At 42.3% G+C, this 14215-nt stretch carries 20 protein-coding genes; 16 read left to right on the top strand and 4 right to left on the bottom strand.

Annotation, left to right across the window (positions count from 1 at the left end):
- Positions 1 to 160: 160 nt before the first annotated feature.
- Positions 161 to 1111 (bottom strand): phospho-N-acetylmuramoyl-pentapeptide-transferase, encoded by a 951-nt coding sequence (gene mraY / locus AC0YOB_RS34555; protein ID WP_475796644.1) that lies wholly within the window; start codon positions 1109 to 1111, stop codon positions 161 to 163.
- Positions 1112 to 1328: 217 nt separating this feature from the next.
- Between mraY and AC0YOB_RS34550 the strand changes: the two genes are divergently transcribed.
- The 8 genes from AC0YOB_RS34550 (at position 1329) to AC0YOB_RS34515 (ending at position 5809) form a co-directional block, all read left to right on the top strand.
- Positions 1329 to 1661, top strand: coding sequence for a winged helix-turn-helix transcriptional regulator (locus tag AC0YOB_RS34550; RefSeq protein WP_475796643.1), 333 nt, complete (start codon positions 1329 to 1331; stop codon positions 1659 to 1661).
- A 268-nt stretch (positions 1662 to 1929) separates the two neighbouring features.
- Positions 1930 to 2658: an NAD(P)-dependent oxidoreductase gene (locus AC0YOB_RS34545; RefSeq protein ID WP_475796642.1), complete on the top strand. Its 729-nt coding sequence runs from the start codon at positions 1930 to 1932 to the stop codon at positions 2656 to 2658.
- A 15-nt stretch (positions 2659 to 2673) separates the two neighbouring features.
- The gene (locus tag AC0YOB_RS34540) at positions 2674 to 3135 is read left to right on the top strand and encodes a DUF2269 family protein (RefSeq protein ID WP_475796641.1); all 462 of its coding nucleotides are present in this window, start codon (positions 2674 to 2676) and stop codon (positions 3133 to 3135) included.
- 205 nt (positions 3136 to 3340) lie between these two features.
- Positions 3341 to 3799 carry a nuclear transport factor 2 family protein gene (locus tag AC0YOB_RS34535; RefSeq protein ID WP_475796640.1) on the top strand — a complete coding sequence of 153 codons (459 nt, stop codon included), beginning with the start codon at positions 3341 to 3343 and terminating at the stop codon, positions 3797 to 3799.
- A gap of 151 nt (positions 3800 to 3950) precedes the next feature.
- The gene (locus AC0YOB_RS34530; RefSeq protein ID WP_475796639.1) at positions 3951 to 4301 is read left to right on the top strand and encodes a class I SAM-dependent methyltransferase; all 351 of its coding nucleotides are present in this window, start codon (positions 3951 to 3953) and stop codon (positions 4299 to 4301) included.
- 25 nt (positions 4302 to 4326) lie between these two features.
- Positions 4327 to 4764, top strand: a complete 438-nt coding sequence (locus AC0YOB_RS34525) for a hypothetical protein (protein WP_475796638.1) — start codon at positions 4327 to 4329, stop codon at positions 4762 to 4764.
- 333 nt (positions 4765 to 5097) lie between these two features.
- Positions 5098 to 5595 carry a DinB family protein gene (locus AC0YOB_RS34520; RefSeq protein ID WP_475796637.1) on the top strand — a complete coding sequence of 166 codons (498 nt, stop codon included), beginning with the start codon at positions 5098 to 5100 and terminating at the stop codon, positions 5593 to 5595.
- Between the two features lie 82 nt (positions 5596 to 5677).
- Complete coding sequence (locus AC0YOB_RS34515) at positions 5678 to 5809, top strand: hypothetical protein (RefSeq protein WP_475796636.1); 132 nt, start codon at positions 5678 to 5680, stop codon at positions 5807 to 5809.
- A gap of 291 nt (positions 5810 to 6100) precedes the next feature.
- Here the strand turns inward: AC0YOB_RS34515 and AC0YOB_RS34510 are convergent, their stop codons facing one another.
- A complete protein-coding gene (locus AC0YOB_RS34510) occupies positions 6101 to 7039 on the bottom strand; it encodes a helix-turn-helix transcriptional regulator (protein ID WP_475796635.1) in 939 nt (312 codons plus the stop codon).
- Between the two features lie 316 nt (positions 7040 to 7355).
- On the opposite strand from AC0YOB_RS34510, the gene AC0YOB_RS34505 reads away from it, so the two are divergent.
- From AC0YOB_RS34505 to AC0YOB_RS34490, 4 genes are all read left to right on the top strand, one after another.
- Positions 7356 to 7673 (top strand): N-acetyltransferase family protein, encoded by a 318-nt coding sequence (locus AC0YOB_RS34505; protein WP_475796634.1) that lies wholly within the window; start codon positions 7356 to 7358, stop codon positions 7671 to 7673.
- A gap of 944 nt (positions 7674 to 8617) precedes the next feature.
- Positions 8618 to 9472 carry an ABC transporter ATP-binding protein gene (locus AC0YOB_RS34500; protein WP_475796633.1) on the top strand — a complete coding sequence of 285 codons (855 nt, stop codon included), beginning with the start codon at positions 8618 to 8620 and terminating at the stop codon, positions 9470 to 9472.
- On the top strand, positions 9465 to 10121 hold the full coding sequence (locus AC0YOB_RS34495; protein ID WP_475796632.1) for an ABC-2 transporter permease: 657 nt from the start codon (positions 9465 to 9467) through the stop codon (positions 10119 to 10121). The genes AC0YOB_RS34500 and AC0YOB_RS34495 overlap by 8 nt, the downstream gene beginning before the upstream one ends.
- Entirely contained in the window at positions 10118 to 10483 is a 366-nt protein-coding gene (locus tag AC0YOB_RS34490; RefSeq protein WP_475796631.1) for a GntR family transcriptional regulator, read from the top strand. Before AC0YOB_RS34495 ends, AC0YOB_RS34490 begins: the two co-directional genes overlap by 4 nt.
- 138 nt (positions 10484 to 10621) lie before the next feature.
- Here the strand turns inward: AC0YOB_RS34490 and AC0YOB_RS34485 are convergent, their stop codons facing one another.
- The gene (locus AC0YOB_RS34485; RefSeq protein WP_475796630.1) at positions 10622 to 11509 is read right to left on the bottom strand and encodes a ketopantoate reductase family protein; all 888 of its coding nucleotides are present in this window, start codon (positions 11507 to 11509) and stop codon (positions 10622 to 10624) included.
- Positions 11510 to 11669: 160 nt separating this feature from the next.
- Between AC0YOB_RS34485 and AC0YOB_RS34480 the strand changes: the two genes are divergently transcribed.
- Together AC0YOB_RS34480 and AC0YOB_RS34475 are read left to right on the top strand one after the other, a co-directional pair.
- Positions 11670 to 12284 (top strand): TetR/AcrR family transcriptional regulator, encoded by a 615-nt coding sequence (locus AC0YOB_RS34480; RefSeq protein WP_475796629.1) that lies wholly within the window; start codon positions 11670 to 11672, stop codon positions 12282 to 12284.
- A gap of 101 nt (positions 12285 to 12385) precedes the next feature.
- A complete protein-coding gene (locus AC0YOB_RS34475) occupies positions 12386 to 12871 on the top strand; it encodes a DinB family protein (RefSeq protein ID WP_475796628.1) in 486 nt (161 codons plus the stop codon).
- 64 nt (positions 12872 to 12935) lie between these two features.
- On the opposite strand, the gene AC0YOB_RS34470 is transcribed toward AC0YOB_RS34475, so the two are convergent.
- Positions 12936 to 13385 (bottom strand): DUF1569 domain-containing protein, encoded by a 450-nt coding sequence (locus AC0YOB_RS34470; RefSeq protein WP_475796627.1) that lies wholly within the window; start codon positions 13383 to 13385, stop codon positions 12936 to 12938.
- A gap of 233 nt (positions 13386 to 13618) precedes the next feature.
- Here AC0YOB_RS34470 and AC0YOB_RS34465 point away from each other — a divergent pair, with 233 nt between their 5' ends.
- Both AC0YOB_RS34465 and AC0YOB_RS34460 read left to right on the top strand, forming a co-directional pair.
- Complete coding sequence (locus AC0YOB_RS34465) at positions 13619 to 13789, top strand: hypothetical protein (protein ID WP_475796626.1); 171 nt, start codon at positions 13619 to 13621, stop codon at positions 13787 to 13789.
- 99 nt (positions 13790 to 13888) lie between these two features.
- Positions 13889 to 14080: a hypothetical protein gene (locus AC0YOB_RS34460; protein WP_475796625.1), complete on the top strand. Its 192-nt coding sequence runs from the start codon at positions 13889 to 13891 to the stop codon at positions 14078 to 14080.
- Positions 14081 to 14215: the final 135 nt, after the last annotated feature.

Genomic DNA, 14215 nt, shown 5'->3' with positions numbered 1-14215 from the left:
CTGGATAGTATTGATACTTTTGTCCTTTAATCGCCATAAAAATGCACCCCTTAGAATTCATCGGAATAACCAGGGGGTTTTTCCAATGTCTATTCTAAGGGGTGCACTTCACTTTTAGCTAAAAAGCTTTTCGTTTTTTGTTGTGGAAGTCCTTGCAATGTTAAAGGACGAACTTCCAAATAATCCAACAAATGAGAGCAGAAGCCCAGGAGATGAAACCAAACACCATGACGATCTTATTCTCGCTCCATCCATATTTTAGACTGAAATGATAATGTATCGGAGCCATCTTGAATAGACGCAATTTTGTGCGTTTATAGTACCAGACTTGCAAAATGACTGATAATTGTTCAGCCAGATAGACTGAAAACAGGATTGGTATTAAAATTTCAACCTTTTCAATAACCGCTAAAAGGGAAAGCGAGCCTCCAATTGCGAGTGATCCAGTATCCCCCATAAACGCTCGAGCGGGATAAATATTATACAGAAATAAACCGAGTAGACAGCCAATCATTACGAGCGAAAATGTTTGTACTTCAGGTTTGTCTGAGATCAGAAAGAAGAAAAAATAAGTTGGGATCGCAACATTGATCAATAGCCCGTCTAGACCATCCGTAAAATTGATGGCGTTCGCTGAACCAACTACAAATAGGAGCATTATTATGATGTATACGTAAACGGGCAGGTGTAGTTGAAATCCGTGGAACAACGTAATGTCACTGGTCAGCGAGAACGAACTGAACAATGTGAAAAGCAGCACACCAGTAAATGCGAATTGAAACACAAGTTTCGTCCGTCCAGAGATACCGGATGGATCTTGCCATGCTGCCTTTTTGAAATCATCCATAAAGCCGACTGAGCTGAATAAGAGAAACGTAACGCATAAAAAGAACATCATTGGGGCGGGATGAAACTGTAGTGACGTTACTACACCGATAAGCAAGATCAAGCCAGCCATCAGTGGTGTTCCCCGTTTGGCTTGATGATCAGGAGGCAACTCAGATCGAATCGGTTGCGTTAGCTTTAGAACTCGCAGCCCCCTAATGAGTAGAGGTGTTAATAATGCCACAAGCAAGAACGAAAGACCAGACACGCCAAAGATCCCAAACATGTTAAAAGCACCGCTTTCATTACGGATTCTCACCTTTGATTATTGTAATTCTATATAGTGGACAAATAATCCTTTTACAGGTTGGAAATAAAAAGGAAAAGGCCATTCTTCGTTGAACGGGTAGTTATAGAGGAGAATAACCCCATTTCATTAGCACTTTGTTAAGTGTATACTTTAGGGTAATGAACTTACTTAAAGGTAAGGGGATGATTTATCAATGATCCATCAGCTTGAATGTCCAGTGGAGACAATCATTCATGTTCTGGGCGGCAAATGGAAACCAATGATTTTATGGCAATTGATACAATCCAATAAGCGATTCAACGATCTGGAAAAGCTTATACCTGATGTTTCTCAAAAAATGCTTTCACAACATCTACGGGACTTGGAACGAGAGGGCATAATCGATAGAACGGTCTACCCCACCGTCCCTCCAAAAGTAGAATATTCCCTGAGTGAATATGGTAAAACATTGATTCCTGTAGCAGAAGTCATGTGTGCTTGGGGAGAAAGCCATAATAAGCGGAAATATGAAGAATCTGCTTCTTAAAGCCGGTTCAATTCATTTGCACACGAATTCAAGGACTCATAACAAAAGCTGCCACGGGATTTTCCCTGGCAGCTTTTGCTATTTACAGTCAATCTTCCTTTAAGATTTTCGCCGTGGACCAACATGGATAACCCTTTCTGCTTATTGCTTACTTTTAAGTAAGGACCCTACATTAAAGTGGGTTCTTATCAAGACCTTTAAACGATGCTAAGCTTGAGTCAATCAGAGATGAAATATCGGGAGTCACTTATACAAGGAGGAAAAAACGATGAAAATTATTGTTTTCGGAGCAACGGGAAATACGGGGAGAAGAGCGCTTGTGCAAGGGTGTAAAATGGGACATGAAATGACCGCATTCGTGCGGAACTCCGAGAAGTTTTATGAACAGCAAGGAGAGCGTTCCGCCAAACATGTGAAGGTGATCGTGGACGATATCATAAACCCGGTAAGCGTCGGCGAGGCGCTCTCGCATCAAGACGCCGCTATTATTGCTGCCGGTCATGCAGGTCAAGGAGACGAGTTCGTTCGTCTCGTTGATAACATTATAAGCCAATGTGAAATCCACCCTAGTTTTTCCGGGAGGGTATGGGTAATGGGAGGTGCCGGCCTGCTGGATATTCCATATACGGATCTCATTGGCAACAATCTGCCCGGATTCCCGCCTGCGTATAAAAATCACAACCGGAATTTTGAACGACTGCTGCAGTCTGAGCTTGATTGGTCAATTATGTGTCCGGGAACTATGATTGATTCGATAGAACCTCCGGCGTCGGTTCATCTGCATGTAACAACGGAAACCTTGCCCATAGCAATTCCGAAGACGATCAAGGAATTATCCGAGGCCGATATAGCCGGTTACTTGTTCAGCCGGCTTCAAGAGCTGGATGTTGCTTATGATGATGTCGTGAAATGCATGCTGGACCATATCGAGCTCGGAGGGCCTTTTAAGAGGAAAAGGGTCGGACTCGCCTATCAAAGCGAGATTCCGGTGTGCTAGGGAGCAGAAAGGGAGATGGTGAGTTTGTTTGGATGGATCCTCGTTTTGCACATATTGGCTTCTATCGCGGTAATCGGTCCCGCTTTAGTGGTACCCGTCATTCGAAGGTCCGCGAGAACCGTCGGCCAGTTGCGCTTTGCTTTTGATGTAACGAACAAGCTTGCCATCCTGCCAAAAATTGGCGGAGCCATGCTTATGATTACCGGGGTTTGGCTTATGATCATAACGAAGATGGGGTTGTCCCAAATATGGCTAAATATATCGATCCTTTTATCTCTGCTCATGGTCGCCACGATCGAGGGATTGATCGGGCCGCGCATGAAAAAGATCATGGAGATTGTATCTATAGGTCAAAGCAAAGGGGATGAAGTACCCTCCGAGCTCGGTCGATTGATGAAAAAGATCGTACCAATCGAGACGGCGTCACAGCTGCTTATGATTGCCATAATCGTGCTTATGATCCTTAAACCATTCTAAAGAAGCCGTCAACCCTTTTAATAATCGGCCCCTGGGTAGCCCCAGGAAGGGAAAAATCAATATCGAAAAGGCTGCCGCGTGGCAGCCTTTTGTTCCGTATATAAACTTCAGCATCAACGCCGTAGCGAATGTAATAGCAACAAATCGAAGTTCCCATGTTCTATTATTAAAACGTAGCGGTCAAAATGAAGGGTGGGTTTCATGCATGAGTGGTACATTTAGCGACAACAGCACTAAGGCAACGGAAATATTAAATCGAATGTTTGAAGCTGAAATGGAATTTATGCGTTCGGATGGAAGTGACTTTAGCGGTATTAAATCTGCCTTCCACCACGGCATCGTGGTTCATGAACCTGAATCTCTTCCTTATCCTGGCGATTGGTGCGGTTATGAAGAGCTCGGAAGACTCTTTAAAACTATGCATAATACATGGAGTTCCATGAATATTGAGAACATGCTTGCTACTCTTGATGGGGACACCCTATTTATGGGGTGTACTCTAGTGGCTACGGCAAGACTATCTGAAAAAGAAGTCCGATTACCTTTCGCCCAAATCTTAAAAATGAAGGACAATTTAGTTATAGAAGCATTTCCATATTATTTCGATACTGCATTGATTAAAGCGGTCCTTGGTTATAATCAGAACATGGTAAAAAGGACTTGAAACGATACAGGGAGCAGATTGCCGTAGCAGCTGCTCCCTATTTTTATTGAAGTGACGGGCAGTAGAGCAGAATAACTGGATTAATTCGTAAAGGGATTGGAACGATTTCATCCGAATATATAGACATAGATTTTCTTAAGGGGACGATGCAGTGAATGTATTCAATCGTGCACGAAGTAAAGAAATCAAATATCATGATAAGTTTTATGCTGAGACTAAGTTATTCCAATCTGGCAGCTGGCTTTCCCGTCCAGTGAAAGTTGTACTCGAAAATTTAACACATATAGAAAAAAACAAAATTCAAGTACTTGATCTTGGATGTGGGGTCGGAAGAAACAGCATACCAATTGCTCAACAAATTCAAGCGTATAACGGAAAGGTGCATTGCATTGATTTACTGCCTTCAGCTATCAAATTATTAAACCAATATGCGGAGCATTATGGAGTTACCGATACAATTAGAGATGGGAAATATTATCTAAATTGGGGATTTACATGTTAAAATCAAGAAAAGAAGAGGTGAATTAATGAAGAAGGTTTGGGTTAATAACTTGCTTATTTATTTAAGTTACTTAGTAGTTGTGATCTTAGCTTTTATATTCGGGTTGAAATATCAATACCATTTGCAAGTAGAAGTACGTACGACGTTTCAACTTAAACCTAGTTTAGTCTTTTCTGTTCTTTTTCCTATTTGCTTTGGAATACTGCTCGGGTTACTAAGAGTCTTTGAACTACTGCGGAAAGCTGGAGAATGGAAGATAAATTGGATTAAGCTTTGTGTTTTCGGCTTACCATCACTCTATGTTTCCATATTTCCACTTTTATATTGGTTTGATTTATCTATATCTTATTTACCTTTCAGCTACCTGTTGATTACTTCAGGAACAACAGCCCATACAATAAGCGGCTTGATATTTGGTTATTTATTACTATATGTGCTCGATAGGGAAGTTAAATATGGTTAGACATATATGGATTCAGATTTTTTTGATATTAAACTAACATGCTTCGTTAGTTGAACAAACATTATCTTTTTTCAGCTGCCACAAAAATGTAATCACCCAAATTTAATGGCAATAAAGCCATTCGAGTACTTTTTCATTTTAAGCGTCAAATAGCCCACACCTTGTCCTCAAGATGTGGGCTATCTGACGCTTGCTTCATTCTTACCGTTCTTTTGTTTGATTTAAAATTTGCTGACACACAGTTGTCAGTCGGAGCTTCTTATAATAGGAATTGCAAATGAGTTTTCAAATAACTCAACAAACAACAAAGACCAAATTAGGAGGTTTTCCCCTATGTATCAATCCGTTCAAAGCTTCGTTACCGAGTACCAGAATGAGTCCAAGTTTACGCAGCAACTTCTGAGTTCCTTGACGGACGCGTCATTGAAGCAAGAGATCGCATCAGGCGTCCGTACGCTCGGAACTCTGGCATGGCATCTGGTGCCATCAGGCGGCATTCTGAAACCGGCTGGTCTCGATTTCGAAGCGCCGCCCGAGCACAGCATGGCTCCTGAATCCGCAGCGGAGATTGTTCAAGCGTATCGCGCCGCTTCCGCTGCCCTCATCGAGGCGGTGCAGATACAGTGGACGAATGAGAAGCTGCAGGAATCAGTGAATATGTTCGGTCAACAATGGAAGAACGGTTTCACGTTAGCGATCTTCCTCAAGCACGAAATTCACCACCGTGGACAGTTAACCGTCTTGATGCGCCAAGCGGGACTTCCTGTTATCGGAATTTACGGTCCTTCCAAAGAAGAGTGGATCAGCATGGGGATGGAAGCCCCGGTTTAAACATAAATGAAGGCGTGCTCTTTATGTTGACGGTTAAAGATGCACGCTTTCTTCACTTTAATATAAATGGGAGTGAATATTGATGTTATTGGAAGACGGAACGTTTGAACAGTATTGCGACGGCATGAGGCTGAATCAGCAGGAAATGCAACAAATTGAAAAGATTAAATTCCGTGAAGAAGATCTGAAAAAATTCAAGCAATTAGCTGGGTGAAACTGGAAAGGAATCGTATTGACGGCGGATTGGTGCGGAGATGCTGCCCTTATCTGACGAAGGGAACATCCCGAATGATTCCTACTTCATCTTTCTGAATGCAGAAGGTCAAGAACAGTTCGGCTGGGGGCCAAGATCACCGGAGATGCAGACATGGATGGGTTCCTTGAAGGGGCATCTGCCTCCAACCGAAACAAACGGTTTTAGTGAAGCGCAAAGTTTCGGACGATCAAGCGAAGAATCGCATCAGATCCGAAGCTATGGCAAAGCGTCCTCAGCAGTGTGAAACCTTTATTCGTAAAGGCTATAAATCTGTAGTGAGCGTTCTTTGATGCTATCGGCCAAATGCTTCGGCTCGATGACCGTAACATCTATACCATAACTCAGCAAGGTTCCATATAACCATACATCCTCGGCATGCTCCGTTCTCACGATGAAATAGCCATCCTCTGCGATAGTAATTTCCTCAGGAGGGAAATACTCTTCGACCTTGACTCGCGCCCGGGGGTGGAAGCGCAGCACCATGCTTATCAGATTCGCCGTATCTTGTTGTTTACCCCATTTGACGTCAAGTTCCTCCAAGCTCATATTTCTGCGCATGAACCTTTCATCCGATACAACAAGTTCTTTCAACCGGGATAATCTGAAGGTTCGATAGTCGCTTCGAAGCCTGCAATAGGCGTATAAGTACCAGGCATAGCCTTTCCACGCCAAGCCGATGGGTTCCACAGTCCGCAGCTCTCCCATCCCTTCGGAATTCGTATACACGAAAAGAACGACGAATCGATTCCTGGCTGCCTGCCGGAGCCTTGCAATCATAGACCTGTCTACATGGCCGCCTCGCCATATGTTCGTATCGAATATGAGTGTTTCGCCAGCTTCCTCAAGCCGGCTGTGCTCAGATTTGGTCACAAGTGCGCCAACTTTCACCATCAGATCGGCCAGATCAGGATCATCAAGAGAAGATTGAATGCCTTTTAGCGCATTCATAATGGAATGGAGGTCTTCGAATGTGACGATTTGTCTGTCGATATGATATTGCTCCATGATCTCATAACCGCCGTTCGTGCCGGAATAAGAGATGATTGGGATCCCGGCGCTATTGATGGTTTCCAGGTCACGATAGATGGTCCGCAGGGATACCTCGAACAAATCGGCCAGCTCCTGTCCGCTCATTCTTTTACGGCTTAGCAGATGCATAACGATAGAAAGGAGACGATGGACCTTCAATGTTTCAAACCTCCTTAAATGGGGTGAGTGTAACGATTCATCATACTGAATTATGAACCGGATTTTTCAATTATAGATTCGACGCTCGTCAGTATGCCCCTGCTTTATTTTCCATGAATTGTTCATATACTTGTTCTTTGTTCATTTTTTAAGCGTCAAATAGCCCGCATCTTGTCTCAAGCTGTGGGCTTAGCTATGCTGGAATCAAGCTTTGAACACGCGACAAGTCAGCGGCAGCTTTGGAGACCACGGCAGGAAATCATCCAACGCTTGAGGAGCTCTGGGATCGGGAAGCTGCGCGGGAGGAGGAGATTCAATGTACATAAGAAAAGCTTGTTTAGAGGATGCAAAGGGTATTGCAAAGGTTCACGTCGATAGCTGGAAATCTACTTATACAAACATTATTCCGGATGAGTTTTTAAAGAACCTGTCTTATGACCAACGAAAGGACTTGTGGGACCGTAATATCTCTAAAAAGGGAAATTATGTGTTTGTCGCATTAAATAATGAGGGAGAAATCGTAGGATTTGCGGATTGCGGAAAAAGAGAAAGTAATAATATCGGTGGTTCTGGTGAACTGAATCTCCTTATATATGAGTGGAGTAATATTGGCGAGGTATTATCTAAATTGTAATAAATTATTTAACGATAGTGGAGTTGCTTACTTCGGGGCAGCTCCTTTTTGGTTTGTTGAAGTAACGTGCAGGATAACGCAGAAACGCTATCGGAGAATGATTCATGGGATACAGACAGCTATGAATATGTTTATTTGCCAATGATAAAAAACGCATGTAGCAAAGGAGGCAGAAATATTGAACTCGCAATATTGGTTTCGGGTATAGGTTTAATGGGATTAAGACGATTAGAAAAGGTGTTAATCTTTGTTGCTTTTACAAATTGGACTTTTTTTATCGGGTTATTCCTTACTATATTAGGTTCTGTGTTTTCTGCTGACACTGTCATTAAAGAGCGAGGTGATCAACCCAACTAACGGCACGATAGCGGACGGGTTCAGATGAACAGAGAACGTCACAGGGTTATCACATCCTCCTTCCGGAGGTCAACGAAATTAAGTTTCTTAGCTCCTTCCGTTCCGATTAGACTTCCTATAGTTGCAATTATAGTGCTCGAAATAATTATTTTTAAAATATAATATATTCCAGTACCGACAAAAATGTCAAAAATAATAATTTTTTTAATTGTTGAACCCTTGATCGTATAAAATACAATTAGTTTTTTGTTTATTTTCAATTTTAGCAGCACTGTAATAATAATTTTTTTAAATGTTGGATCCTTGATTGTGTAAAATAAAAATAGTTTTTTGTTTAGTTTCAATTTTATCATCACCTTCATTCTTTTTCCTAAATTATGATAATAAATGGTTGTCTTATTCTTGATTCAAGATGGTTTATTCACTCCTCCTTGGCATGTTCAGTTAACGAAAACTTCTTGTTAGGTGGAGTGTACATATTCACCATCATTGTCGTAGGCAAATTCGGTTAGGGTGCATTGACTTCACAAACCTCTCGTGATATATTGTGCATGAACAACATGCACAATTTAATAAGGAGGTACCGTATGCTGGCATTAGACATTCGAAATTTAAATAAGAAATATCAAAATTTTCAGTTAAAAGATGTCTCGTTTCAGTTGGAAAAGGGTTATATTATGGGATTTATCGGTGCCAATGGCGCAGGAAAAACAACCACAATCAAATCGATCTTGAATATGGTTCATATCGATAGCGGCGAGGTCCGTATTATGGGCAAGAGTATGGCCAAACACGAAATGGATTTGAAACAGGAAATCGGATGGGCATTTGGCGGCATCGATTTTTATATGCGAAGCAAAATGAAAACACTGACCGATGTGATTAAGAAATTTTATAAGAATTGGGATGATGAAACGTATTACAACTATCTGCGAAGATTCAAATTGGATGAAAACAAAAAAATTGCCGATTTGTCGACGGGAATGAAAGTAAAGTACACTTTGGCCCTCGCCTTATCACATGGCGCGAAGCTGCTCATCCTCGATGAACCAACAAGCGGACTCGATCCGGTCGCAAGAGATGATCTGTTGGATATTTTTCAAGAGCTCGTCATAGATGGCGAAATCAGTATTCTTTTCTCCACTCACATTACATCCGACTTGGAAAAATGCGCGGACTTTATTACCTTTATCGAAAGCGGGCAAATCATCAACAGTTCTGAGAAAGACGAATTTATGGAGTCCTATCGCTTGCTGAACGGTGAAGAGAGCCAACTGAACCTGGTGAAGGAGAAGTTGATTTCCTATAAAATAAATTCGTTCGGCTTTACGGGATTGATCCACTCCCGGGACTTCGATCCCTCTTCCGGCATTAAAGCAACGACGCCGAGTCTTGAGGAAATCATGATTTATTTTGCGAAGAAGGAGGATATGTATGGTTAACTTGGTGATGAAGGATTTAAAATTAGGCGTAAATCCTATGTTTTTCGTATTCCCGTTTCTCATAGGCGCATTAATGCTTGTTCCCGGTTGGTTATATTTTCTCGTTCCTCTGTATTTTTGCTGGATCACGATCCCGAATATGTTTGGCGGATTTCGAATTCAGAACGATTTGATCTTTACCTCGATGATGCCTGTAACCAAAAAAGACATGGTGAAGGCAAGGGTGTCCGTTATCGTCATCCTGGAATTATTGCATATTGTGATTGCCATGATCTATGGCATGATAACGGTTCGCTTATACCCGAATTTGACCTACTATTTCTTCGGACCATACATGGGTTTTTGGGGACTATGTTTTGTCATGCTTGCGATCTTTAACATTATCTTTATCTCCATGTATTACAGGACAGCGTATAAATATGGCGCGGCAACGACCGCATCAATTGCGTCCGCTATGCTTTTTGCCGGAATTGCGCAATGGCTGGGAATCCAGAATTCTTATTTAGCTGACATTTTCTGTGGTACCGGTGTTGACAATATGGCCCTCCAAACATCCATCCTGATCGCGGGAATCGTGATATTTATTGCATTCACCATGCTTGCTTATCGAATTGCGATTAAACGGTTCCTAAAAGTGGAAATACAATGAACGTAGCTATTTCGAACACATCTGAAAAACCGATTTATCAGCAGCTTTTCGAACAAATCAGCGCCCAAATTCTGAAAGGCGAGTTAGAAAGCGGCTATTGCTTACCGCCAATTCGTCAAGCGGCCCAGGAGCTTCGGATTAGCGTCATCACCGTAAAGAAAGCTTGGGAAGAACTCGAACGACGCGGTTTGATCAATACAGTAACGGGTAAAGGATGTTTTGTAGCCGAATTCTCAGCCAATGAGATGCTGCAAATACGCAACGACATGATCTTGAAGCAAATGGTTAGCGACACTTCATACTACAAATCCTTTGGCCTCACCATAGATGAAGTTTTTGAACTGTTGAAGAAGATTTATTAACAGCCTCCCCGATGCATAACTGAAAGATAAGTTATATAAAAGTCTAGAAGCATCCCTCTAAATAAGTATCAGACTCCCCTCAAAAAAAGAAACTGCGGCGGACTAGGACTTGAAAAAAGTCTTAGACTGCCGCTGTTTCTATTGTGTGTATTTGCTATGAAACATCTCATCCAATAACAGTATTTCTGTTTTTTTGCTGACAGCATGGTTTCCAAGCTTAACATCAATCACAAAGTCATTGCTCAGCATCTGGCGGTACCGGGAAATAATAGCTTTCTCAGGCAATTCTCCCATCGACTTCGTCTCGGGCGGTATTACCGGGATTCCGGCTTGCTCTACCAGGCGAAGATTTTCTTTAATATCTGCGGCGACCTTGCTTAGAATGCTTTCACTTCTTGCTGTCTCTATATCCACCATTCCGTCATTCGTATAGAAGTGCTTGTTGACTGCAGCGAGCGCAGCATGCGAAACATGGAATGCTTGAATGTCCTTCTGTATTTCATAATGCAAATCCGCTGCTTCCAATATTTTGGCAAGCTCCTTCACTCTTTCGGTCGTTTGTCCATTTATTTCACCAAAAAAGGTTCCTTGGTGAGTTTTGGAACCGAATTGGGCGTATAGAACATCTTCTTTGATGTCTCCGCCTGCACCCGGGAATCCTGGAAGTAACCGATCACCCACGATTTCAAGCCAGGGGTCATACCCAATGGTATTGGTCAAGGTGATTATGGTTTGGCTCTGATTATTCTTGATCGCAGACAGGGCAGATTCTGCCTGATCATATCGTACAGGAACAAAGATGAAATCATAGATGTCGTCGTTTGCAAGCTTCTCAATCGTCTTGATCGATATTTGCTTTATCATTCCATTATCGTTGTACCGAAGTCCGTTCCTTTTAAGTGCCCCCAGCCTCTTTCCGCGGGCCAGCATTGTGACGTCCAGTCCCGACTGTGCAAATCTGAGTGCGTACACACTGCCAATCACACCGGCGCCAACTATCAAAAGTCTATGTTGTTTGATGTTCAATATTGTCCTTCCTTTCAGCTAACTAGTCACAGTTGTTTAAACAACATCTGTTTGATACGATAATAGTACAGCATGAGGAGGATTTCAACCGGCAGAGTAAGCAAAACGTTGCCTAGACAACAAACTTTGATATTTGATGTTTAAGAAGGGGGATATAGATATGGTAAATCAGGAAGATCCAAGAGTTTTACGCACACGACAGTTAATTAGGGAAGCATTCAGAGATTTGTTGCAGAATAAAGGATTTGATGCGATAACCATAAAAGATATCGCGCAGAGAGCTACGATTAACCGCGCCACCTTATATGCCCATTATGAAGATAAATATGCTTTGATGGAAGAAATTACAGAACAGGCTTTTCGCGAGATGATTCCTGAACAAGTGGTGAATGCGCGGGAGTTTACAGATGAAATATGCGGCCAGTTGATCTTGCTGACACACCGCTACATCGTATATTTTTATCAGATATGCAGAATGGATTCCCAATCTATTGCTAAGCTTGTGGATGAAAAGGTAAAGAAGATGTTGCAGCAAATAATAGAAGGCATTTTTTTGAAAGGAGATAACCCCCATATGGCAGACCGCCATCATACAAAGATCATTTCGGCCATGACAGGCTCAGCGATCTATGGAGCTGCCCATTATTGGTTAATTGTTGGGGAAAATGATCGAGCCGATTTACTTGTAGACATTGTTCGTCCCTATGTAATGAACGGTCTGGGGCTGTACCGCAATTGTGATGAATATTTAAACGACTCGCCGACAGCGCCTTAGGTTAATGCTTATCCAGTCTGCAGGAATTCTAACAGGAAGCGGGAACTGAATAATCAGCGTGGGGCAGGAGTTAATTTCTATATTAGAAAGGAAGATGCAGGGTGGAGCTATTATTCAAGCAATACGATTATGTAAGACGTACGCGGGGGATCCTGTTTAACTACTGTGAGAGGCTGACAGACGCTGAATATATAACGGAAATTGAGCAGTTCGGGCGTGGGTCGATTCGTGAAACGCATTTCCATGTTGCGGAATGCTACGCTTTTTGGCTCGGTGAGTTCGGTATGGGCCGCTCTTGCGATAGGAGATTGGAAACGGTTGTGGATGTGGCCGCGATGCGCAGTGTATTCGCGGAAGTCGATCAATTGGTTATCGAATTTCTGGAACGATTCGCGCTTGAAGCGGATTTGCAAATTGAAGGTCAGTTCAATGGACAAAAGTTTACAGCTGCACCGCTCTGGCTTTTCACACAAACCGTGACACACGAGTTTCATCACAAGGGGCAAATTGCCACAATGGGACGGATGAAAGGATATATCCCGCCGGACCTGGATTTGATCATGACGGATGGATTGGCGGATAACTAAAGACCAGCCAAGACATATTAATTAACGGGTACGATAGCTCAGAGTTGAATTTCATATCTAAATGCTAAACGCCAAACTGTTTTAAATGATGATCCAGGTGCTTGTAAATTCCGATTCCCCATTGCTCGGGAGTAAGTTTTCCGAAAAAGGGATGGGGATGAGTGGAGCATCTCTCCGGCCCACTATTCTGAAATGCTATAATATTTTGTTTCAGTATTTCTTTTTCTTGTTCAAACTCTTTTTCTTCTGCAATCAAAATAGTGGGGATAGTGGACATATTGCGGGGTAGTGGCTTGTCGTTATAAAAAAGCGGTTTCACAAACCTTCCGATTAATACCCCTACCCAACCTCTCGGTGGAAAAGAATTCCCCATTGGAATGTCTTGGAATGATGTGCAGTGAGCCAGCATTTGGGCAACATTCATTTGTCCCCATTGCGATTGTGATTGCGGGCTTAATTTATCGATGCGGCTTAAAATTTCCATTGAATGTGTATGATTAAAAATATTCCCCATTATTGCAAATCCCCTTATTTAGAGTATTTCACTCCGTATTTTAAGTACTATAATTCCATTATATCTTATGCTTTTTCTTTGATTTCTTTTCGATTGCTTTTTTTTGAAGAATGAAGTGAGAGGTGTGAGGACTCTAGAAAACACCGTATCTTTTCCAGATTGCCGTTCGTTTATAATTATAGGGTTTGATCCACTGATTCATCAAAATATTTTGATTAATGAGGTGAACGAATATGATCAATATATTTTCTGCCGAGTATCTGATGTTCCAGAATCAATTGGAGATTGAAAAAGAGGCGAAGCAAGCCTGGAAATGGATGAACGGAAAAGAAAAAGACTTGCAGCCCGTCGTGGCCGGGAGCGTCCCGTTGGAAAATATGACCAGACACTCCCCCCATGGTTGATGTGACAATTGTCATGCCATATCCATGATAACTGCTACTAATCTGTGAATAGGCGATGCGTTAAGATCAATACATAAGAAAAACGAGGGAGTGTTCAGAATGATCGGAAAAGCAGGCATGATTTGCGGACTATGTATGATTGCAGCGGGAGAAATCGGCGGTTTATGGGGAGCAAAAGAACAAGGTTACGAAATAGGCTCTGCCGCATGCGTAATCATTATGGGGGTTGCGGTCCTGCTGAATCAGAAGCAGCGACATGGCAGCCGCAACCGTAATCGTAACCGCGTTTAAAAACGGACATCAAACCCGATTCAAGAGATCCGGTTCTTATCCATTTACTTGGCTAAGGAGCAGCACAGCTGCTCCTTTGTCTTGCTCCAAATGTTTATGATTTGTCTGCCCGCAGAGAAAATAGTGTATGATTGA

The organism is Paenibacillus sp. JT31N17 (assembly GCF_056269255.1).
Note: the sequence above shows the minus strand (reverse complement) of the source record. Positions and strands in the feature narration are given on the sequence as shown.

Coding starts and splice junctions, on each gene's coding strand:
- AC0YOB_RS34535 (WP_475796640.1), top strand. CDS start 3,341: ATGAGTGGTACATTTAGCGACAACAGCACTAAGGCAACGGAAATATTA.
- mraY (WP_475796644.1), bottom strand. CDS start 1,111: ATGTTTGGGATCTTTGGCGTGTCTGGTCTTTCGTTCTTGCTTGTGGCA.
- AC0YOB_RS34545 (WP_475796642.1), top strand. CDS start 1,930: ATGAAAATTATTGTTTTCGGAGCAACGGGAAATACGGGGAGAAGAGCG.
- AC0YOB_RS34460 (WP_475796625.1), top strand. CDS start 13,889: ATGATCGGAAAAGCAGGCATGATTTGCGGACTATGTATGATTGCAGCG.
- AC0YOB_RS34515 (WP_475796636.1), top strand. CDS start 5,678: ATGTTATTGGAAGACGGAACGTTTGAACAGTATTGCGACGGCATGAGG.
- AC0YOB_RS34550 (WP_475796643.1), top strand. CDS start 1,329: ATGATCCATCAGCTTGAATGTCCAGTGGAGACAATCATTCATGTTCTG.
- AC0YOB_RS34525 (WP_475796638.1), top strand. CDS start 4,327: ATGAAGAAGGTTTGGGTTAATAACTTGCTTATTTATTTAAGTTACTTA.
- AC0YOB_RS34490 (WP_475796631.1), top strand. CDS start 10,118: ATGAACGTAGCTATTTCGAACACATCTGAAAAACCGATTTATCAGCAG.
- AC0YOB_RS34540 (WP_475796641.1), top strand. CDS start 2,674: ATGGTGAGTTTGTTTGGATGGATCCTCGTTTTGCACATATTGGCTTCT.
- AC0YOB_RS34500 (WP_475796633.1), top strand. CDS start 8,618: ATGCTGGCATTAGACATTCGAAATTTAAATAAGAAATATCAAAATTTT.
- AC0YOB_RS34505 (WP_475796634.1), top strand. CDS start 7,356: ATGTACATAAGAAAAGCTTGTTTAGAGGATGCAAAGGGTATTGCAAAG.
- AC0YOB_RS34520 (WP_475796637.1), top strand. CDS start 5,098: ATGTATCAATCCGTTCAAAGCTTCGTTACCGAGTACCAGAATGAGTCC.
- AC0YOB_RS34465 (WP_475796626.1), top strand. CDS start 13,619: ATGATCAATATATTTTCTGCCGAGTATCTGATGTTCCAGAATCAATTG.
- AC0YOB_RS34480 (WP_475796629.1), top strand. CDS start 11,670: ATGGTAAATCAGGAAGATCCAAGAGTTTTACGCACACGACAGTTAATT.
- AC0YOB_RS34470 (WP_475796627.1), bottom strand. CDS start 13,385: ATGGGGAATATTTTTAATCATACACATTCAATGGAAATTTTAAGCCGC.
- AC0YOB_RS34495 (WP_475796632.1), top strand. CDS start 9,465: ATGGTTAACTTGGTGATGAAGGATTTAAAATTAGGCGTAAATCCTATG.